This is a genomic window from Mycobacterium sp. SMC-8 (assembly GCF_025263565.1).
Taxonomy (GTDB): domain Bacteria; phylum Actinomycetota; class Actinomycetes; order Mycobacteriales; family Mycobacteriaceae; genus Mycobacterium.
This window is the reverse complement of the sequence record NZ_CP079865.1, coordinates 3346462-3365480: the sequence shown is the minus strand read 5'-3', so window position 1 is coordinate 3365480 and position 19019 is coordinate 3346462. Positions and strand designations below refer to the sequence as shown.

20 protein-coding genes are annotated in these 19019 nt (G+C 67.7%); 13 read left to right on the top strand and 7 right to left on the bottom strand.

Annotated elements, in window-relative coordinates:
- Positions 1 to 85: 85 nt before the first annotated feature.
- From KXD97_RS16320 to KXD97_RS16295, 6 genes are all read left to right on the top strand, one after another.
- Positions 86 to 1237, top strand: coding sequence for an acyl-CoA dehydrogenase family protein (locus KXD97_RS16320; protein WP_260751070.1), 1152 nt, complete (start codon positions 86 to 88; stop codon positions 1235 to 1237).
- Positions 1234 to 2256 carry an acyl-CoA dehydrogenase family protein gene (locus tag KXD97_RS16315; RefSeq protein ID WP_260751069.1) on the top strand — a complete coding sequence of 341 codons (1023 nt, stop codon included), beginning with the start codon at positions 1234 to 1236 and terminating at the stop codon, positions 2254 to 2256. Before KXD97_RS16320 ends, KXD97_RS16315 begins: the two co-directional genes overlap by 4 nt.
- A gap of 62 nt (positions 2257 to 2318) precedes the next feature.
- On the top strand, positions 2319 to 2816 hold the full coding sequence (locus tag KXD97_RS16310; RefSeq protein ID WP_260751067.1) for a polyketide cyclase: 498 nt from the start codon (positions 2319 to 2321) through the stop codon (positions 2814 to 2816).
- Complete coding sequence (locus KXD97_RS16305) at positions 2813 to 3691, top strand: SDR family NAD(P)-dependent oxidoreductase (RefSeq protein WP_260751066.1); 879 nt, start codon at positions 2813 to 2815, stop codon at positions 3689 to 3691. The genes KXD97_RS16310 and KXD97_RS16305 overlap by 4 nt, the downstream gene beginning before the upstream one ends.
- An 11-nt stretch (positions 3692 to 3702) precedes the next feature.
- The gene (locus KXD97_RS16300) at positions 3703 to 4659 is read left to right on the top strand and encodes an alpha/beta hydrolase (RefSeq protein WP_260751065.1); all 957 of its coding nucleotides are present in this window, start codon (positions 3703 to 3705) and stop codon (positions 4657 to 4659) included.
- Between the two features lie 120 nt (positions 4660 to 4779).
- A complete protein-coding gene (locus tag KXD97_RS16295; RefSeq protein WP_260751063.1) occupies positions 4780 to 5856 on the top strand; it encodes a hypothetical protein in 1077 nt (358 codons plus the stop codon).
- 134 nt (positions 5857 to 5990) lie between these two features.
- Here KXD97_RS16295 and KXD97_RS16290 read toward each other — a convergent pair whose 3' ends face one another.
- From KXD97_RS16290 to KXD97_RS16280, 3 genes are all read right to left on the bottom strand, one after another.
- Entirely contained in the window at positions 5991 to 7514 is a 1524-nt protein-coding gene (locus tag KXD97_RS16290) for an HNH endonuclease signature motif containing protein (RefSeq protein ID WP_260751062.1), read from the bottom strand.
- 242 nt (positions 7515 to 7756) lie between these two features.
- Positions 7757 to 8020, bottom strand: a complete 264-nt coding sequence (locus KXD97_RS16285) for a hypothetical protein (RefSeq protein WP_260751061.1) — start codon at positions 8018 to 8020, stop codon at positions 7757 to 7759.
- Positions 8017 to 9174, bottom strand: a complete 1158-nt coding sequence (locus tag KXD97_RS16280) for a 3-ketosteroid-9-alpha-hydroxylase subunit A (RefSeq protein ID WP_260751060.1) — start codon at positions 9172 to 9174, stop codon at positions 8017 to 8019. The genes KXD97_RS16285 and KXD97_RS16280 overlap by 4 nt, the downstream gene beginning before the upstream one ends.
- A 138-nt stretch (positions 9175 to 9312) precedes the next feature.
- Here KXD97_RS16280 and KXD97_RS16275 point away from each other — a divergent pair, with 138 nt between their 5' ends.
- A complete protein-coding gene (locus KXD97_RS16275) occupies positions 9313 to 10989 on the top strand; it encodes a 3-ketosteroid-delta-1-dehydrogenase (RefSeq protein ID WP_260751059.1) in 1677 nt (558 codons plus the stop codon).
- A 1-nt stretch (position 10990) separates the two neighbouring features.
- On the opposite strand, the gene KXD97_RS16270 is transcribed toward KXD97_RS16275, so the two are convergent.
- Complete coding sequence (locus KXD97_RS16270) at positions 10991 to 11614, bottom strand: PadR family transcriptional regulator (protein ID WP_396885436.1); 624 nt, start codon at positions 11612 to 11614, stop codon at positions 10991 to 10993.
- Between the two features lie 192 nt (positions 11615 to 11806).
- On the opposite strand from KXD97_RS16270, the gene KXD97_RS16265 reads away from it, so the two are divergent.
- Genes KXD97_RS16265 through KXD97_RS16245 form a run of 5 tightly spaced genes read left to right on the top strand, consistent with a single transcriptional unit; the run spans position 11807 to position 16142 of the window.
- Positions 11807 to 12331: a flavin reductase family protein gene (locus KXD97_RS16265; protein ID WP_260751057.1), complete on the top strand. Its 525-nt coding sequence runs from the start codon at positions 11807 to 11809 to the stop codon at positions 12329 to 12331.
- Positions 12324 to 13874 (top strand): FAD-binding protein, encoded by a 1551-nt coding sequence (locus KXD97_RS16260; protein WP_260751056.1) that lies wholly within the window; start codon positions 12324 to 12326, stop codon positions 13872 to 13874. Before KXD97_RS16265 ends, KXD97_RS16260 begins: the two co-directional genes overlap by 8 nt.
- Positions 13871 to 14482: a PaaI family thioesterase gene (locus tag KXD97_RS16255; protein WP_260751055.1), complete on the top strand. Its 612-nt coding sequence runs from the start codon at positions 13871 to 13873 to the stop codon at positions 14480 to 14482. Before KXD97_RS16260 ends, KXD97_RS16255 begins: the two co-directional genes overlap by 4 nt.
- Complete coding sequence (locus KXD97_RS16250; RefSeq protein ID WP_260751054.1) at positions 14479 to 14946, top strand: Zn-ribbon domain-containing OB-fold protein; 468 nt, start codon at positions 14479 to 14481, stop codon at positions 14944 to 14946. Before KXD97_RS16255 ends, KXD97_RS16250 begins: the two co-directional genes overlap by 4 nt.
- Positions 14943 to 16142 carry a lipid-transfer protein gene (locus tag KXD97_RS16245; protein WP_260751053.1) on the top strand — a complete coding sequence of 400 codons (1200 nt, stop codon included), beginning with the start codon at positions 14943 to 14945 and terminating at the stop codon, positions 16140 to 16142. The genes KXD97_RS16250 and KXD97_RS16245 overlap by 4 nt, the downstream gene beginning before the upstream one ends.
- An 86-nt stretch (positions 16143 to 16228) precedes the next feature.
- On the opposite strand, the gene KXD97_RS33310 is transcribed toward KXD97_RS16245, so the two are convergent.
- The 3 genes from KXD97_RS33310 to KXD97_RS16230 form a co-directional block, all read right to left on the bottom strand.
- Positions 16229 to 16717, bottom strand: a complete 489-nt coding sequence (locus KXD97_RS33310) for a hypothetical protein (RefSeq protein WP_260758003.1) — start codon at positions 16715 to 16717, stop codon at positions 16229 to 16231.
- 822 nt (positions 16718 to 17539) lie between these two features.
- Positions 17540 to 17950, bottom strand: a complete 411-nt coding sequence (locus tag KXD97_RS16235) for a hypothetical protein (RefSeq protein WP_260751052.1) — start codon at positions 17948 to 17950, stop codon at positions 17540 to 17542.
- Positions 17940 to 18296 (bottom strand): hypothetical protein, encoded by a 357-nt coding sequence (locus KXD97_RS16230; protein ID WP_260758002.1) that lies wholly within the window; start codon positions 18294 to 18296, stop codon positions 17940 to 17942. The genes KXD97_RS16235 and KXD97_RS16230 overlap by 11 nt, the downstream gene beginning before the upstream one ends.
- A gap of 164 nt (positions 18297 to 18460) precedes the next feature.
- On the opposite strand from KXD97_RS16230, the gene KXD97_RS16225 reads away from it, so the two are divergent.
- Positions 18461 to 18976 (top strand): hypothetical protein, encoded by a 516-nt coding sequence (locus KXD97_RS16225; RefSeq protein WP_260751050.1) that lies wholly within the window; start codon positions 18461 to 18463, stop codon positions 18974 to 18976.
- The last annotated feature ends 43 nt before the right edge of the window (positions 18977 to 19019 follow it).

Below are 19019 nucleotides of genomic sequence, written 5' to 3'. Positions count from 1 at the left end.
GCCAACCATGAGACACGAGTGGCGGAGCCAACCATGAGACACGAGTGGCGGAGCCAACCATGAGACACGAGCGGCGGCCAATTTGATGGCCCGATCACGACTGGTGCCGCCGGCGAGCACCGACCTCGCCGACACCGCAGCGTTGCGTGCCGAGGTCCGCGACTTCCTGGACGGGCAATTGTCCGCCGGCACTTTCGTCCCATCGGTCGACGCCTGGCTGTGCGCATGGGATGAGGCGTTCACCGCGGCGTTGGCCGCGCACGGCTACCTGGGCATGACGGTCCCCGAAGAGTATGGCGGCCATGGCCGTTCGTCTATCGAACGGTTCATCGTCACCGAGGAACTGCTGGCCGCCGGCGCCCCGGTGGCCGCGCACTGGATCGCCGATCGCCAGATCGTGCCGGCACTGCTCAAGAACGGCACCGAGGCCCAGAAGCGGGAGTTCCTGCCGAAGATCGCCGCCGGGGAGTGCTTCTTCGGTATCGGGATGAGCGAACCGGATTCGGGATCCGACCTCGCCAGCGTGCGTACCAAGGCCACTCCCGTCGACGGCGGCTGGTCGCTGTCGGGAACCAAGGTGTGGACCTCTGGAGCACACCGCGCGCACGCGTTCATCGTCCTGGCCCGGACCGCACCCGTTGACCCCACACATCGGCACGACGGCCTGAGTCAGTTCATCGTCCGCTTCGACGGTCCCGGCGTCGAGGTTCGGCCCATCGTGTCGATGAATGGCAGCCACCATTTCAATGAGGTGATCCTCGACGACGCGTTCGTCAGCGACGACATGGTGTTCGGCGAGATCGGTCAGGGTTGGCGACAGGTCACCTCGGAGCTCGGCTTCGAACGCAGCGGACCCGAGCGGCTGCTGTCCACGTTCCCGCTTCTGGCGGCCTCCGCGGAAAGCATGGCGCAACACCAGATGTCCTGCGACGACGGACTCGGGCGACTCGTTGCCAGAGTGGCCGGCCTGCACCACATGTCGACCGCGGTGGCTGAGGCGCTGGAACGCCACGAATCCGCCGATGTGCCCGCCGCGGTGGTGAAGCTGCTCGGCACCACCACCGAAGGCGACATCGCCGACTTCGCCGACCTGCGCGTCGGCGACGACACGGCCGCCGACCCTCGGTTGCGCGAGTTGGTCGCCGTCGCGGTCGATCAGCGGCCCGGCTTCACGCTGCGCGGCGGGACGACCGAGGTACTGCGCGGAGTCATCGCGCGGGGATTGGGGCTGCGATGACCGTCGATCCCGAACTGACCGCGATGATGGACGGCGTTCTCGCCGCCCACGGGGGGAAGCACCCGTCTACGGGCATGGTGACGCGCGATGCCGAACTGTGGCACGTCCTCGATGAATTGGGCCTCGTCCGGTTGACCGGCGCGCCGGACCATGGCGGCAGTGGAGCAGGATGGCCGGAGGCCGCCGAATTGATGTCGGCCGCGGTCAGGCACGCCGTGCGGGTGCCGCTGCCCGAACACGACCTGCTGGCCTGTTGGTTGCTCGAGGCGGCCGGCCGCCCGGTCGACAGCGCCCCGCGCACGGTGTGTGTGCTCGACGACTCCGGCACAGCCACCGGGGTCCCATGGGCGTCCACCGCCGAGCGGGTGGTGGTTGTCTGGTCCGGCAACGACGGGCGACACCTCCTTACCGATGCCGACGTCGCCGGGCTCCGAATCACTCCCGGTACCAACATGATCGGTGAGCCGCGCGACACCGTCACCGTGGACATCGCCGCCCTGGCACCCCACGCGGTCACGGTGGACCCCGGCCTCGTGGCACAGCTGCACCGTAAGTCGGCGCTGGTGCGGTCGATCCAGGTCTGCGCGGCGCTCGACGTCATCGTCGACGTCGTCATCGACCACAGCACCTCGCGAAGTCAGTTCGGCCGTCCCCTGTCGAAATTCCAAGCGGTTCAACATCTGGTCGCTGACCTCGCCGCCGAGGCGGCGTTGGCGCGGGCCGCCACCGAGGCCGCGGTGTCCACCGCCTTGGCCAGCGACTGGTCGGCACCCAATCTCGACTTCCTGGTGTCCGTCGCGCGCTCCTGCACCGGGCATGCGGCATCGGTGGTGGTGCGCAGCGCCCACCAGGCGCTCGGGGCGATCGGCACCACCATCGAACACCGGCTGCACCTCTACACCCGCGCGGCTCTGGCATGGCGTTCGGAGTACGGATCGGTGCGGCACTGGGACGAACAGGTAACGCGCAGCGCGGTGGCGGCCGGCGCGGCCGGGCTGTGGGCCCTCATCACCGACTGAGGTGTTCCGCTGACCGGGCGGCGCGGTGTCGCGGCGCACACCGTGACGGTTCACTCGTCACCATGACCAACGAGATCACGCTGCCGGAAGTCCAGGAGTTCATCGCCGCTTTCTGGTACCACTACGACCAGGGACAGTTCGATGTGCTCGCCGGCTGTGTCGCCGACGAGATGCACTACCTGAGCCGGTCGGACTCCGGTAACTGCCCGTTCGAGGAGCTTCTGGCCGCCGAGCTGCAGGGTGGCTCCGACACGCTGGCGTGGCTGAGCAAGCACCGCGACGAGAACCCGTATCCGCTGCGCCATCACGCCACCAACATCTTCCGCACCGGCAGCGACACCGGCCCGCACGGCACGGTCACCACGGCCCGCTTCTACTTGTATGTCAACCAGGTCACCAACAACGTGCCGTTCGACGTGTCCTCCGGCGTGGTCGATGTCGGCATCCGGCGCGACGGCGACCGCCTGGTGCTGACCTCGATGACCGTCATCCTCGACGCCGAGGACTCGGTTCCGTTCGTGGAGCACCGGGCGAAGACAGCCACCGCGACCGGCGCATGAGTCGGGCGCGGGACACCTTCGGCGGTGGCACCGCCGTCATCACGGGAGCCGGCGCCGGTATCGGCGCCGGGCTGGCCCGGCACGCTCACCGACTCGGGATGACAGTCGTGTTGACCGACGTGGACGGGCCGGCGGTGGAGTCGTTACGCGACGAACTCCGGGCCGACGGCGGCACTGCGCACGCCGAAGTCTGCGACGTCCGGGACGCCGACGCGATGGACGCACTCGCCGAACACGTCTACCGGGACGTCGGACCGGTGCGGCTTCTGGTCAACAACGCCGGTGTCGAGCAGTTCGGCTACCTGTGGGACACCCCGCTGGCCAACTGGAACAGGGTCATGGACATCAACGTCACCGGTGTCTTCCACGGGGTGCGCGCATTCCTGCCCCGGATGATCTCGGCAGGCGTCCCGGCCTGGGTGTGGAATCTGTCCTCGATCGGCGGGGTGGCGAGCATCCCGTTGCAGACGCCGTACATTGTCAGCAAGCATGCGGTGCTCGCCCTCACCGAATGTTTGCGGCTCGAAGTGGAATTGGCCGGCCACGGTGGCCTGATCCATGTGCAGGCGGTGCTGCCCGGCGCGGTGAAGTCGAACATTTTCGAAGCCGCCGGCGGCGTCGACCCCGCCGCCACGGGAACTGATGTCACCGCCGCCGAGTCCCAACGCGAGGCGATGCTCGACATCAAGGCTGCCGCAATGGATCCCGTTGAAGCCGCCGAGGTGGTATTCGAGCAGTCCGCCGACGGCGCGTTCTATCTGCTGACCCAACCGGAGTACGTCGCGTCGGCGATGGCCGAACGGGCCGGGGTGCTCACGTCGCTGACACCTCCCCAGCTACGCACGAAACGCCGTTTCGACCCGTCCAGGCACTGAGGGCCTTCACGATGCCCCACCGCCCGACACTCGATCCCGACGCCGCGGCCCGTGTCGCCGCTTTCGGCCCGCCGGTTCCGATTCGGGAACGGGGACTGCAGGCAGTCCGTGACGCACTCGAATCAGCGCCTCCCCCATCAGATATGCCGGCGATGGCCGAGATCTGCGATGCCGAGGTGACCGGACCAGGCGGCCTGGTCCCGGTACGGATCTACCGTCCCGACGACGCAGGTGATCCCGTCCCGGTGATCGTGCATCTGCACGGCGGCGGGTTGGTGATGGGTTCGAACCGTTCATTCGAGCCGATGGCCAGGGCACTCGCCGCGGCAAGCGGTGCTGCCGTCGTGGCCGTGGATTACCGGTTGGCGCCGGAGCATCCCCCACCGGCACAGTTCGAGGACGCATGGGCGGTGACCGACTGGGTGGCTGCCGAGGCGCAGCGACTCGGGTTCGACGGGCACAGGATCGTCGTCTCGGGCGACAGTGCCGGCGGCGGCCTGGCCGCGGCTATCACGCTGGCCGCGCGGGACGGCGGCGGCCCCAGACTGTTCGCACAGGTGCTGATGTACCCGGGAGTGGACCGCGACATGGCCGCCCCGTCGGTCGTGGCAAATCCCGAGGCCCCCATGCTGATTCACGACGACATCGTGTACCTGCACGAGCTCGCCGACATCGGTGCGGGGCCTCCCCACGACACCCGGCGAGTCCCCGCCTACGCCACCGATCTGTCCGGCCTACCGCAGGCGATCGTGGTCACCGCCGAACTCGATCCGATCACCGACTGGGGCGAACGCTACGCCGGAAGGCTCCGTGACGCCGGGGTGCAGACGACCCTCACCCGCTATCCGGGCATGTACCACGGCTTCCTGATGCGGTCGGAGGCCACCGCGCGCGGCCGCCTGGCGATGGCCGAGGTCGGGGCGTTGCTGCGCGCGAAGTTCACCAACGCACTGCCATTTCCGGACTGATCTCCGAGCGCCGACCAGTCTCCCAGTGGCCGGACATGTCCGGTTCTGACCGCGGTGCGGAAAACCACAATTGACCACAGCAACGGCGCACCACGCCGGATCTGAAGAAAAGGAGTACCGATGCTCACCGACGAACGGCGCAGGGAACTGTCTGACATCCTGCGCCCCGTGGCGCCGCCGCGCGAGGTCGACAATGTCTACACCGACGATCAGCGTCAGCGCCTGCTGGATGTCGTGCGCAAAGACGCACCGTGGAGCCTGATCATCGCCCAGCACTTCTCGTCCCCTGAAGAGTTGATGGCGACGATGAGCGGCCAGTTCCCCGAGGGTTTCACTCCGACCCTGGATCTGTTCCTAACGCCCACCTTCCGCGGTCACCTCGCCAACTACGGCACCGTCCTCTACCCCGAGTTGCACGACTGCTTCTACAACGCGCAGTTCCTGGAAGAGGCGAAATCCTATTGGGGTGCGGAGTACGCCAAGCCGCAGATGATGCTGTTCAACATCAACGGCCCGTGCTGCAACCGCGACCCCGGCCACCTGGACTCCCCGAGCTTCCGCGGCGTGCGCTATGAGAACGCACCGACGTGGCTGGTTAGCGTGATGGGCAAGTCCGGGCTGTTCGCCGACTACTTGATCAAGATGGCGCAGGTCATCACCTGGTTCTCCCACGATGAAGGCAGCGGGTTCACCTACTGGCCCGACGGCCCGCTCAAGGCGCCCAAGCGCGTGCAGCCCCCGGTGTACAACCGCGGGGTCGTGGTGCAGAACGAGATGATGATGCACCGCGGCGAGGCCAACGGACCACTGGAACAACAGGTTCCGGCCGGACTCTCGTTCGACACGGTGTTCGCCGGCGACCCCGACTCCGGTGATCACTGGGTCTTGCGCAACGGTGACGACGTGATCGCTCGCCACCACACCGACGAACTGCGGTTCCTGGTGCACTGGTCGGCCGAGGTCTTCTCCGACTACGACGAGCTGAAGAAGAACATGGACCACTCCGACGACCTAACGATCGACAAGGCGATCGACATGATGGTCGACGATCTGGCCAAGAAAGGCATCAAACTCGACCTCCCGAGCGCGCCGCTGCACGATCCGGCCTTCATCGGGGCGCTGAACGCCGCCTACGACCTCGGCGGCCCGGCCGCCTACCCCGAGGAAGCGCCACTGAGCGCGTTCGTCATGTCCTGAGCGCCGCTCCCTCGTACAGGCAGTGCACGGTTCGCCGCGCACAGAGCGGCTCGCCTTCTAGGAGCATCGCTATCCCGCCTACAGGTGACGGTGCGTGATCTCCGCGGCGGTGAGGCCCGCGCGACGCGGGGCGGTCAGGCCGCTTGGTTGTCGGGTGGTGCGGGTCCGCCGGGTTCGCCGGGGTCATCGGCCGGCCGCGGCGGACCCGAGTCGTCGTCGGCCGTCGCGCTGTCGGCGGGTTCGGTTGACCCACTGGTGTTCTGGCTCTGCGGTGGCGGGTCCTCGGGGGGTCGCAGCAGCCGTTCGGGTCGGTGGTAGTAGTTCAGCCGGGCCTGACCGGTGTCCAGGCCCGGGGGTGGAATCCATTCCACCTCGCAGCGGGCGTTCATCCGGGTCGACCAACCACCGCCGTCGGTGTCGACGCTGCGGTTATCCGGCCCACACGCCAGGCCGAGTTCATCGACGTTGGTGTTCCCGCCATCGACCCAGTCGGCGACCACGTGATGGACCTGAGAGCCATACGCCCCCACGGTGCAGCCAGGTTTGGTACACCCGCCGTCACGGGCGATCAGCATGATCCGCTGCGCCGGGGAGGCGATGCGCTTGGCGCGGAACAAATCCATTGCTGAGCCGGTGGCCCGGTCGAACACCGCCAGATAGTGGTTGGCGTGCCCGGCCATCCGGATCACCTCGGCGATCGGCACCACCGTGCCCCCGCCGGTGACACCGACCCCGGCCCGGGACTCCAAATCCTGCACCGTGGTACGGATGATCACCGACACCGGCAACCCGTTGAGTTGGCCGAGCTGGCCGCTCATCAGGGCGATCCGCCCGGCCGCGACCAGCGCATCATGCTGACGCTGGGCCAGGCTGCGCTGATCGTTGTCGATCTGGGCCTGCGACGGCGTCCCCGACGTACACGGCTCGGAATCGTCGGGATTACACATCCCCGGCGCGGCCAACCGGGCGAAAATCGGCTCCCACACCGCCCACGCCTCCGGAGTCAGCGTCGCGCGCAGATCCACCATGGCATCCCCACGCTGGGGCGACCTCGACACCCCGCGTTTGCGGGCACGTTCGGCGTCATCGGGTTCGGGGCCGTCCTGATCGAGCAGAAACAACGTCCGCTCCGCGCAGTCCTTGAGCTCCTTGGGGCCGTTACCCACCGCAGTACGCACCAGATCAACCTCGATACGCTCCCGGGTGGCGGTATCCACAAAACCGGGCAGTTTGGCCATGGTCTTGCCGATCACCTCGACATGCTCGGCGGTGATCAAACCATGGGCCTGGGCGGCCGCGGTGGCGGGCAGCACCGGCGGCAGCGACGGCCCGGTCACCGATTGGCGCGGCGCCAACACCGCCGCTTCGCTCAACCGCCGGTGCGCCTCGCCGGTCGAGAGCCGCCAACGCACCCGCAGCACCTCTTTCCAGGATTTCGCCCCCATCTGGCGCGGGGTGGCCTCGGCCTGCAACCGGGCCAGCAGCCGATGACGCACCGCGGGCAGCTGACACCACAGCGTTTCCAGCTCATCCAGGGCCGCCACCAAATCCGGTCGGGTCAACAAATCAACCTCACAGGCCGCCACCTCATCAAAAGCGCCACGTAACCCGCTCACCGCGGCCCGCACCTCGCTCCCCGACATACTTCGAACATACATTCGACCACCGACAAGAATTGGCCGCAGAACGGACTGCACTCCAACAGTGGGCACATTGATGGCGCCTTCGCACGGGATCTACTGTCCCGCTACGGGTTCCGAGTCCGCACCCCACCGTCATCAGGTACCACCGCTGGGACCCGCTGGAGAGCTGGATCTGATCCTTGATCGGACCGGCCACCCACCACGCAGCGGTGGCCGGCGTCCCCACCTCAGCGGTTTCGGGGCTGACGGCGAGACGACTAGGTGTCCGACAGGACTCGCAGAGTCCCCCGCAGCACCGCGGATTCGATAGATTCACGCAGGTCGATACATCCTGACAGGAAACGTCCAGCAGTCCGCATCGCAACTCGACGCTCTTCACAGAGCGCGAGTGAAGCGGCGTCCCACTGCACGCTGGTCTGCTCCCAACTGCTCTTGCGGACCAGCACCCGCGCCCCGCACGCCTCGCAGTCGACCGGCTGCATCGGTGCGTCGGCGAGCCGGTTGTCGGGGCGGACGCTCATTTGGTCAGGCCCACCAACCTCGGCAGCCGGCCCGCCGCCAGATTCGCCTCCACCTCTTTCATCCATGCCTCGCGCGGACGGGTGGTGTCGATCTCGAATTCGAAGCGGTCGACCATGTCCGGGGTCACGTCGGCAGCGTCGACGTAGAACTGCTCGTACCATCGGCGCAGCTGATACACCGGGCCGTCCTCCTCACACAGCAGCGGGTTGTCGATGCGCGCCTTTCGCCGCCAGATCGCGACGTCCTGCTCGAAACCCATCTTGACGAAATCGCCCAGCGCGACGGCCATCTGGGTCGCCGAGTCCTCCGGCAGCGCGTCCGACTTCTCCACCGTGATGCCGTACTGCAGCACAAAGGACTCGGCGTCGATCGGGTAGTGGCAGTTCAACAACACGGTGCGCTGGTCGCCGTGCTCATAGTGATAGGTCAAATCGTCGATCATGAAAGACGGCCCGTAGTACGACGCGACGGAGGTGGTGCCGAGGATCTTGGCCCCCTCTCCGCTGCCGAGGTCGGGGCGGGCATCACTGCGGTAGTACTGCGTGGCGACATGGCCCTCGAAGACGTTCTTGAACCCGGTGGGCAGCCCCCCGTGGATGTAGAAGAAGTGCGCCATGTCGACGACGTTGTCGATGATCTCGCGACAGTTCGTGTGCACCACCGTGGAGTACCAATGCCAGTCGGTCCACCCGTCGGTGCCGACACCTTCGATACGGGGAATCGTGACGTCGGCAGGCGGAGCCTTCTTCTCCGGGTCGTTCCAGACGAACAGCATGCCGTCCTGCTCCATGGTCGGCCACGTCGCGGTGCGCGCGAGCTTGGGCACGCGGCGGCTGTACGGGATCTGCTTGCAGCGTCCGTCACCGCCCCACCGCCAGTCGTGGAACGGGCACGCGATCTCGTTGCCCTTGACCTCTCCGTCGGACAGGTCCCCGCCCATGTGCCGGCAGTACGCGTCGAGCACGTTGATCGCGCCGTCCTCGCCGCGGAACACCACCAGCTTGGTGCCAAATCCGTTGACCGGGTGTGGCTTTCCGTCACCGAGATCCCGCGTCAGTCCCAGGCAGTGCCAACCGCGCGCATACCTGGTCGGCGCTGCCTGCGCCTCGATCTGCCGGACCTCTGTGGCACTGTCGGGCTGCAACGTAGTCATCGCCGGCCATCCTCACTGTGATCGCTTGCTTCTGGCGAAACTCCGTTGTAGCACCGGTGTTCACGGGTGAGCTGTCCGGTGTTCCACTGACCGGGCAACCCCGGCGACACGTGGGCCACCGCCTTCGAGAATCACCCGGTGACATCTCGGGAGAACTTCACCGTCGATCTGCTTGTCGTCGGATCCGGCACCGGCATGGCCGCCGCCCTGGCGGCACGAGAAGCCGGGCTTTCGGCGTTGATCGTGGAGAAGACGCCGTACGTGGGTGGATCGCTGGCCCGCTCGGGAGGCGCGTTCTGGATGCCCGGCAACCCGATCCTCACCGACGCCGGCTCCGGCGACACGGTCGAGTACGGCCGCACCTATGTCGGCACACTGGTCGGCGGCGACGCTCCGCTCGACCGGGCACACGCCTTCGTGGACCACGGTCCTGCGACCATCGACATGTTGCGCCGCACCACGCCGATGAAGTTCCAGTGGGCGAATGGCTATTCGGACTACCACCCCGAAAAGCCTGGCGGCAGCGCTGTCGGACGCACCTGCGAATGCCGGCCGTTCGACACCGCGGTGCTGGGCCCCGCACTGACCCGCCTGCGGCCCGGGGTGATGGAATCCGACTTCCCGATGCCGGTCACCGGCGCGGACTACCGTTGGCTGAACCTCATGGCCCGGATGCCGCGGAAGTCGTGGCCGCGCATCCTGCTGCGCGCGTTCCAGGGCATCGGCGGCCTGGCGCTGCGACGCCGCTACGCCGCCGGGGGTCAGGGCCTGGCGGCAGGCCTGTTCGCCGGTGTGCTCGACGCGCAGATCCCGGTGTGGACCGACTCGCCCGTCTCCGAACTGCTGGTCGACGGTGACCGGGTGACCGGCGCGGTGGTTGACCGCGACGGCACCGAAGTCCAGGTCACCGCCCGTCACGGTGTCGTCCTGGCCGCCGGGGGTTTCGACCATCTGATGAGCTGGCGGCACAAGTTCCAGTCCGAACGGCTGGGCGAGCATCTGAGCCTCGGTTCGGAGGGCAACACCGGCGACGGAATCCGCTTGGCCCAGGATCTCGGTGCGGGCACCGCGCTGATGGATCAGGCGTGGTGGTTCCCGGCATTCGCGCCGCTGCCCGACCGTGACCCGACCGTCATGCTGGCCGAGCGGTCCCTGCCGGGTTGCCTTCTGGTCGACCAGAACGGCCGGCGGTTCATCAACGAGGCGACGGACTATATGACGTTCGGGCAGGAGCTGCTCCGGCGTGAACAGTCAGGCGCCCCGGTCGAGACCATGTGGATGGTGTTCGACCAGCGGTACCGCAACAGTTATCTCATGGCCGCTGAACTGTTTCCGCGCATGCCGATTCCGCGGTCGTGGTATGACGCCGGTATCGCGCACCGCAGCGACGACCTCGCCGATCTGGCTGAGCGCATCGGCGTGCCACCAACGGTGTTCGCCGAGACGATGATCCGGTTCAACGATCTGGCCCGGGCGGGTGTGGACAGCGACTTCCAGCGCGGGGCCAGCGCTTACGACCGTTACTACGGCGACCCCACCATCGATCCCAATCCCAATCTGCGGCCGCTGGATTCGGGCCCGTACTACGCGGTCAAGGTCGTGCTCAGCGACCTGGGGACCTGCGGCGGCCTTCGGGCCGATGCCCGCGCCCGGGTGCTCCGCGAGGACGGTTCGCCGATCGACGGGCTGTATGCGATCGGCAACACCGCCGCCAACGCGTTCGGCAAGACCTATCCCGGTGCGGGCGCCACCATCGGGCAGGGTTTCGTGTTCGGCTACGTCGCCGCGCAACACGCCGCCGGCCGGCTCGTCTGAGTCAGTCCCCGGATTTCTCGGCGCCGGAGTCGGGCGAGTCCTCGGCGGCGATCCTGCGTTCGACCTCGTACCAGTATTCGCGCACCGGGAACTGGACGCCTTCCGGGCCGCCCTCGCCGAACGTTTCCTCGACGGCGTCGAGTTCCTTGATCATCTGCAGGGCCAGGTCCCGTTCGGCGGCGTAGTACTGCTCCGACCAGCGCAAGGCGAGGCGGGCGTAGGCCCAGGCAGGCTGCTCACCGGTCCAGCGCACCTCGGTGGCCGCCGCCTGCTGCAGCTGCTCGGCGTACGCGGCGTGCTCGGCGAGGATCTCCCGGAGCCGGCCCGGGTTCAGCAGATGCCCGAGCATCACCCGCAGCAACGGATTGTGTTTGAGTGTGGGCGGTTCCACGGAGTCCTCGTTGGCCCAGCGGGTGACCGCGGCCAGACCGCTCTCGGTGATTTTGTACATCCGACGGCTTCGGATGCCGGAGTCGACGCGCGAACTGAGCAGGCCGAGCCGCTCCAACCGCTTGAGCTCCGAATAGATCTGGCTGTAGGCCGGGCTGGAGTAGAAGAACCGGATCGCCCAGTTGATCCACTTCTTGATGTCGTAACCCGACAGCTCCTCACCGCCGGAGAGCATCCCGAGCAACGCCCAGCCGGTAGGCGAGACGCTCAGCCCTCCAGGCGCGTTGTCGTCATCCGTCACCGCCCAAGGCTAGCAACGCGCGGGAGTCCGCGTCGTGTCACTACCGCTGACCGGGAGAGCACATTGCGTCGGCGGTCGCAGCGGATGACAGTGATCCGACACCTGGTCGACTACACGAGGAGGGGTATGACCGTCGAGTTGACCGCGTCGCACCCGGGGCGTGCGGTACCGCCGCACACGTCCGAGATGCGTCGCGTCCTGGGGCACTTCTGCACCGGCATCGCCGTCATCACCGCCCATGACGGGGAGCGTGCGATCGGCTTCACCTGCCAGTCGGTCACCTCCGTCTCGCTGGAACCGCCCTACATCTCGTTCTGCCCGTCCCTGTCGTCGACGAGCTGGCCGCTGATCCGGCAGGTGGGCGCGGTGTGCGTGAACGTCCTCGCCGCAGACCAGCAGGACGTGTGCGCGCGGTTTGCGTCGCGCAGCGACGAGAAGTTCGCCGGGGTCGGCTGGCGTCCCGGCCGCAACGGCGCCCCGGCCCTCGACAGGGCGCTGGCGCGCATCGAGGCTGATGTCCAGGCCGAGCACATCGCCGGTGACCACTCCATCGTGGTGGCCGAGGTGACCGGCCTGTGGGCCCACGCCGAGCGCGGCCCTCTGCTGTTCTTCCGCGGCGGCTACGGCAGGTTCGGGGGTGCCCATGACTGAGGCTGCCCCGGGGTTCGAGGTCGAGTTCGATGTCGTCGTCGCCGGTTCCGGCGGCGGCGTCGCGGGCGCCTACACCGCCGCGCGCCAAGGGCTGTCGGTGCTGTTGGTCGAGGCCACCGACAAGTTCGGCGGCACCACCGCCTATTCGGGAGGCGGCGGGATGTGGTTCCCGTGCAACCCTGTGCTGCTGCGCGCCGGCACCGACGACACCCTCGACGATGCACTGACCTACTTCCACGCCGTGGTCGGGGACCGTACGCCGCGCGCCCTGCAGGACACCTACGTCCGCGGCGGGGCCGGATTCATCGAATACCTGGAGCAGGACCCGGCTTTCGACTTTACCGTGCTGCCCTGGCCCGATTACTACGGTTCGGCGCCGGGCGCACGCAATGACGGCTACCGGCACACCATCCCGGTCCCGCTACCCGACAGTGCGCTCGGCGAGTACGCCGGACTGGTGCGCGGACCGCTGGATACCGAGCGACTCGGCGCCCCGGCACCCGATCTGCTCGTCGGCGGACGCGCGCTCGTCGGCAGATTCCTCGCAGCGATGGCGCAGCTGCCCAACGTCACCTGCTGGCGCAGCGCGCCGCTGACCGAATTGATCACCGACGGTGAGGGTGTCGTCGGAGCCGTTGTCGAGCGTGAGGGCGTCACCGTTCGGGTCGGCGCCCGGCGCGGGGTGCTGCTGGCCGGCGGCGGTTTCGAGCAGAACTCCGCGATGCGCGCCCAGTACGGGGTGCCGGGAAGCGCGAACGACACCATGGGCGGTCCGGGCAGCACCGGGCTGGCCCACCGCGCCGCGATCGCGGTCGGCGCCGATCTGGATCTGATGGACCAGGCGTGGTGGTCTCCCGGGATGACGCATCCGGATGGACGCTCGGCGTTCGCGCTGTGGTTCACCGGAGGGATCTTCGTCAACCAGGACGGACGCCGCTTCGTCAACGAGTCGGCCCCCTATGACCGGCTCGGCCGCGAGTTGATCCGTCAGATAAACCAGGGCACAACACGTTTGCCGTTCTGGATGATCTACGACGATCGTGTGGGATCCGTCCCACCTGTTGGCGCGACCAACGTGTCGATGGTGGACGAGGCGCAGTACCGCGCTGCCGGGTTGTGGCACACCGCTGACACGATCGCCGGGCTCGCCGGGGCCATCGGGGTTCCGGCCGGCGAGCTGGAGGCGACCATCGAGCGGTTCAACAAGCTCGCCGCGGCCGGAGTCGACGAGGACTTCGGCCGCGGCGCCGAAGCCTATGACCGGGTGTTCACCCAGGGCGAGTGCCCGCTGGTCCCGATCGACACCCCGCCGTATCACGCGGCCACGTTCGGGTTGTCCGATCTGGGCACCAAGGGCGGTCTGCGCACGGACACCCGTGCCCGGGTGCTGCGCACCGACGGCGCACCGATCCCGGGGCTGTACGCGGCGGGCAACACCATGGCAGCGGTGTCCGGCACCACCTACCCCGGGGGTGGCAATCCCATTGGGGCCTCAATGTTGTTCAGCCATCTGGCGGCGCTGGACATGGCGTCGTGGCAGTGAGCTACCCGATCAGCGGCGAGGAAGCTCGACGCCTGGAGGACCTCTACGGTCCGCTGACGCGCTCACTGCGCAGGCTCATCGACGTGACGATCCGCAGCCAGGCCGATGATGCCGATGTGCAGCAGGCGCACACGCTGATCGAGCAGGCCGCGGAAGCGCTGAGCTCACGGCTGGACCCCGAACCTTTCGGAGTGCGGTCCACCACCGAGGGTGGAATCCTGACCTGGGGCAATGTCGCGATGGGTATACGCAACGCGATCGCGTTCCCGCTGCAGATCGAACACCACGAAAATGGCACGGCCACTGCAGATCTGCTACTCGAGTCGCCTTACGAAGGACCACCCGGGCATGTCCACGGCGGCGTGTGCGCCCTGATCCTCGACCACGTGCTCGGCGCCACCGCGCACCGGCCCGGCAAACCCGCCTTCACCGGCACCCTGAACCTGCGCTACGTGGCACCCACCCGACTCGGCAGGATCCGGGCCGAAGCCTGGATCGAAAGCGAAGCCGACAGCAAAACCATTGCTGCCGGCCACATCACAAACTCCGAAGGGGTCGTGACAGTGAAGGCAGAAGGCATTTTCATCAGACCGAAAGCGAAAGCATGAAAGTCGACTCACGAACCAAGGCCGCGTTTGCTGGGTGGTTCGCCACCGATGGCGACGGCGACACCCATCTCATCGGCGGTAAGTGCACAGTGTGCGCGACCTATGTGTTCCCGCCACGGGAAACCAACTGCCCCAACCCGGCCTGTGACAGCGACACTCTGGCTCAGGTGCCGTTGTCGCGGCGGGGCCGGTTGTGGAGCTACACCGAGAACCGGTATGCCCCGCCGCCGCCGTATCCGTCCCCGGATCCGTTCGAGCCCTTCGCCGTCGCGGCGGTCGAACTGGCCGCCGAAGGGCTGATCGTGTTGGGCAAGGTCGTCGAGGGCACCCTGGCCGCCGACCTGACAGTGGGCATGGAGATGGAACTGACCACGATGCCTTTGTATGTCGACGACGACGGGGTGCAACGCATCGTGCACGCCTGGAAAATCGCCGAGACAACCACGGAAGGTCAGGCCCGATGAGCCCGGAACCGGTCTACATCCTGGGTGCGGGAATGCACCCCTGGGGCAAATGGGGACGCGACTTCACCGAATACGGGGTCGTGGCCGCGCGCGCCGCCCTGGCCGAAGCCGGCTTGGACTGGCGCCAGATCCAACTCGTCGCCGGCGCCGACACCATCCGCAACGGCTACCCCGGCTTCGTCGCCGGGGCCACCTTCGCCCAGAAACTGGGCTGGAACGGCATCCCGATCACCTCCAGCTACGCCGCCTGCGCCTCGGGCTCGCAAGCCCTGCAGTCCGCGCGCGCCCACATTCTGGCCGGACTGTGCGAGGTCGCCCTGGTCATCGGCGCCGACACCACCCCCAAAGGGTTCTTCGCCCCCGTCGGCGGGGAACGCAAAAACGACCCCGACTGGCAACGCTTCCACCTGATCGGGGCCACCAACACCGTCTACTTCGCCCTGCTGGCCCGCCGCCGCATGGACCTCTACGGCGCCACCGTCGACGACTTCGCCCAGGTGAAAGTCAAAAACGCCCGCCACGGCCTGGCCAACCCCAACGCCCGCTACCGCAAAGAAGCCACCGTCGAGGATGTGCTGGCCTCCCCGGTGGTGTCCGACCCGCTGCGCCTGCTCGACATCTGCGCCACCAGCGACGGCGCCGCCGCCCTCATCGTGGCCTCCAAAGCCTTCACCGAAAAACACCTCGGCTCGGTGGCCGGTGTGCCCTCGGTGCGGGCAGTCAGCCTGCAGAGCCCGCAATACCCCCAACATCTGCCCGAACTGCCCGACATCGCCACCGACTCCACCGCGGTGGTGCCCGGACCCGAGCGGGTCTTCAAAGACCAGATCCTCGACGCCGCCTACGCCGAAGCCGGCATCGGACCCCAAGACCTGTCCCTGGCCGAGGTCTATGACCTGTCCACCGCCCTGGAACTGGACTGGTACGAACACCTCGGCCTATGCGCCAAAGGCGACGCCGAACACCTCCTACGCACCGGCGCCACCACCATCGGCGGACACATCCCGGTCAACCCCTCCGGCGGGCTGGCCTCCTTCGGCGAAGCCATCCCCGCCCAAGCCATCGCCCAAATCTGCGAACTGACCTGGCAACTCAAAGGCCAAGCCACCGGCCGCCAAGTCGAAGGCGCCACCGTCGGCATCACCGCCAACCAAGGCCTCTTCGGCCACGGCTCCTCAGTCATCCTCGCCACCTAAAACACCCCCACCCCAACCCGCGCGAGCGTGCGCACAATCGCCCAATCACCCGGCACGTCGCCCGCAGACACGCACGCTCGCGGCAATCACACGGGGTCGAATGCCGAGATCAGCCAGTTGGTTTCGACCTTGGTCACCGTCACCACCACGCTGCTGGCGGTCACCGCGGGCTCCGGCCGTTCACGGCTCACGGTCTCCTGGTTCAGAAAGACGAGCACCTTGGCCTGGTCGGGCTTCAGCTCCATCAGCGCCGAATCGACCACCCGCGCGGTGGCTTTCACTCCGCGCTCGCGCACCGCGGGTGCGACCACGTCAGCGGTGAACTTCCCGTAGTAGGTGGCGAATTCCCCGGTCATCAAGGCCTGGGCGGTGCTCAGATCGGTGTCGATGGTTTCAGGGGTGTACGACAGCAGCGACGCGGTTGCGTCGGACGCGGCCTCCACCACCTCCGCCTCTGCGGCGGGACCGGTCTGGCGGTCAACGCGGTACTGCGTGACGTAGAGCGTCGAAAGCACCACGGCCGAGGCGATCAGCAGGGTCATGACGACGGCCCAGCGCCACCGCGATGCCGACATACCAACGGTTCGCCTGGACGTCGCTTCGACCGTCACTGGAGGAACTCCACTTTCGACATCTTGATCCTGTCCCCGCCCCGCTGCAGGTTCACGGTCAACCGCCAGCTTCGCGGAGGCTCGGCGACACCGTCGGCGTTGGTCACCGTGGAGGTGGCAGCCACCAGCACCCGAGTCCGCCGTGGCCGACTGCACCGCCGCCGCGTTCGCGGTCGCCTTCGTGGTCACCTTCGCGTCGGCGGACAGCTTGACGAAATCATCGGCGCTGCTCTCGAATTCACTGCGGAACGGCTCCGTGGAGTTGTCGATGATGCGCTGCACTCCGGACTGCGGATCATTGAAGTCGATCGACATCAGGGTGACGACGACCTGTTTGGCCGCGGCGGCGAACTCGGCGCGGTTCTGCTGATCCCGGACGTGGTTGCGGTGCTCCGACACGATGTGCCAGCTGGCCACCGCCATCGCCAGCGAGCACAGCAGCGCCACCACCCCGGCCGGCACCCGCCACCGCGGTCCGCGTCCATCACCGGCGCCGGTCGACCGTGGCCCGCAGATGCGAGCACGCGCGGCTGCGGCGTGGGTCTCCGCCTCGACCGCCTCCGCCTCGGCCTCCTCGATCAGCAGCGCCACCTGCCCAGGGGTCAGATCGCCGAGGTTTTCCGATTCCTCGACGTGATTCACCCGTTGTGGTGCGTCGGGCTTCGACATCTGCACAATCCCTCCGTCGCCGACGTGGTGGCGACCTACGACGGCACCGTAGGACGCGGTGCCGCGTCACCGGGGTCGCCTTCCCACCCAGCGGGCGGCGTCACCGCCGTCCGTCGGCTACCAGTGCCGGACCGAGCAGAGCGCCCCGCACGGCCCGTGGCCGGTGGCGACGACGACGCCGTCCACAGCCAGTTCGCATCTGAACAGCGGCTCTCCGGGAAGCGGTCCGCTGGTCGCCGACACCATCGCCCACCGGTCCGGATCGGCCAGTGCCACGGTGAGCACCCACGGCTTCTGCGGACCGATGTCGACGCGTGCTCTCGGGCTGAAACGGTACGGGTTGTGGCTGTAGTCGGCCCACGTCGGCGGATCCGCATCGCGGTAGTAGATGTCGGCGGTAACCGGTTGTTCGGTGGTCACCGTGTAGGTGACCTGCCGTGGCCCCGGCGGGTAGGCCTGCGCAGACGGCACCGCCGCCGCGGCCGCGCAGAGAACGGCCGCACCGATAGCCAGCACCCTACCCGTCATCGCCGCGGCTCCACCTCGGAGCGCCGTTTCTCGACTGGCAACTCAGGAACAGTCCGTCGGGACTCTGGGCCACCCAGTTCTCGTAACCGGCACAGCTGCTGTCGAACTCCTTCACACCGGCCATCGACGGTGACCGGAAGTAGCGCGGCTCGAACCGACGCGGTGATCCGCAGAACACCAGCCGGCCCCACGAGGTGGTGCCGAACACGTAATGCGCGGTGTCCGCGCACGACGCCCCGAGGACGACGGCAGGTCTGATTCCGGGCGTACAGGACGGGTTGTCACAGGGCACCGGTTGGGCCGCCGCCGGTGCTGCGGTCAGCAGTCCGGCGGCCAGCACTGCCACAACACCGACGATTCCCCTGCGCACGTCTCACAGGATGACAGCGGCGCGGCGATGACGGATGCGGAGAGTCCGCTCAGCGGACACCCGGCCGTGGCCGGCCGGTTTCCGGTGTTACCGTCGTGCGCCGCCGACGCGCGCCCGTCGGCCGCGGTGAGGAGCAGGCCATGATCCGAGTACCGACGATGGTGAGCACTGTTGCGGCGGTGGCGATCTGCGGCGTCACGGGGAGTACGCCGACAGCCGCGGCCGACAACCCGGACTGGGGACTCAACGGCACCTACACCGCCACCTCCAACGGTGAGTGGGCGCGCAAGAACGAGGTCTTCTACGACCAGGCGAGTCTGCGCAGCACCTGGACGGTCCGCACGCAGTGCAGCTATCCCGGCGAGTGCACCGGGACCGTTGCCAGCGAATGGGGTCGGAGCGCACCGATATACCAGAAGAGCGGTGTCTGGTATGTCAAGCACACCGTGGAGAACTGGATCCCGTGTCCCGATGGCACATCGGCTCCCGGCCTTCAGGTGTTCCGGTTCAAGGCGATGAACGCCGAAGGTGCCATCGCCGACCCGACGTCGACCACCCTTGTCGGCGAGGACATCACCACCGGTGTGAGCGGCGCGTGCGGGGTGAACAAGCCGGTCTACATCAACATGCCGTTCAAGCTGGTCAAGGTCGGCTGAGCCGCCTCCCGCAGCAGCCGGTGCGGTCCAGCCGGTCAAACCG

Bases quoted from the DNA above. Each gene is read 5' to 3' on its own strand.
- KXD97_RS16320 (WP_260751070.1), top strand. From the start codon at position 86: ATGGCCCGATCACGACTGGTGCCGCCGGCGAGCACCGACCTCGCCGAC.
- KXD97_RS16315 (WP_260751069.1), top strand. From the start codon at position 1,234: ATGACCGTCGATCCCGAACTGACCGCGATGATGGACGGCGTTCTCGCC.
- KXD97_RS16310 (WP_260751067.1), top strand. From the start codon at position 2,319: ATGACCAACGAGATCACGCTGCCGGAAGTCCAGGAGTTCATCGCCGCT.
- KXD97_RS16305 (WP_260751066.1), top strand. From the start codon at position 2,813: ATGAGTCGGGCGCGGGACACCTTCGGCGGTGGCACCGCCGTCATCACG.
- KXD97_RS16300 (WP_260751065.1), top strand. From the start codon at position 3,703: ATGCCCCACCGCCCGACACTCGATCCCGACGCCGCGGCCCGTGTCGCC.
- KXD97_RS16295 (WP_260751063.1), top strand. From the start codon at position 4,780: ATGCTCACCGACGAACGGCGCAGGGAACTGTCTGACATCCTGCGCCCC.
- KXD97_RS16290 (WP_260751062.1), bottom strand. From the start codon at position 7,514: ATGTATGTTCGAAGTATGTCGGGGAGCGAGGTGCGGGCCGCGGTGAGC.
- KXD97_RS16285 (WP_260751061.1), bottom strand. From the start codon at position 8,020: ATGAGCGTCCGCCCCGACAACCGGCTCGCCGACGCACCGATGCAGCCG.
- KXD97_RS16280 (WP_260751060.1), bottom strand. From the start codon at position 9,174: ATGACTACGTTGCAGCCCGACAGTGCCACAGAGGTCCGGCAGATCGAG.
- KXD97_RS16270 (WP_396885436.1), bottom strand. From the start codon at position 11,614: ATGCTCTCCGGCGGTGAGGAGCTGTCGGGTTACGACATCAAGAAGTGG.
- KXD97_RS16265 (WP_260751057.1), top strand. From the start codon at position 11,807: ATGACCGTCGAGTTGACCGCGTCGCACCCGGGGCGTGCGGTACCGCCG.
- KXD97_RS16260 (WP_260751056.1), top strand. From the start codon at position 12,324: ATGACTGAGGCTGCCCCGGGGTTCGAGGTCGAGTTCGATGTCGTCGTC.
- KXD97_RS16250 (WP_260751054.1), top strand. From the start codon at position 14,479: ATGAAAGTCGACTCACGAACCAAGGCCGCGTTTGCTGGGTGGTTCGCC.
- KXD97_RS16245 (WP_260751053.1), top strand. From the start codon at position 14,943: ATGAGCCCGGAACCGGTCTACATCCTGGGTGCGGGAATGCACCCCTGG.
- KXD97_RS33310 (WP_260758003.1), bottom strand. From the start codon at position 16,717: ATGTCGGCATCGCGGTGGCGCTGGGCCGTCGTCATGACCCTGCTGATC.
- KXD97_RS16235 (WP_260751052.1), bottom strand. From the start codon at position 17,950: ATGACGGGTAGGGTGCTGGCTATCGGTGCGGCCGTTCTCTGCGCGGCC.
- KXD97_RS16225 (WP_260751050.1), top strand. From the start codon at position 18,461: ATGATCCGAGTACCGACGATGGTGAGCACTGTTGCGGCGGTGGCGATC.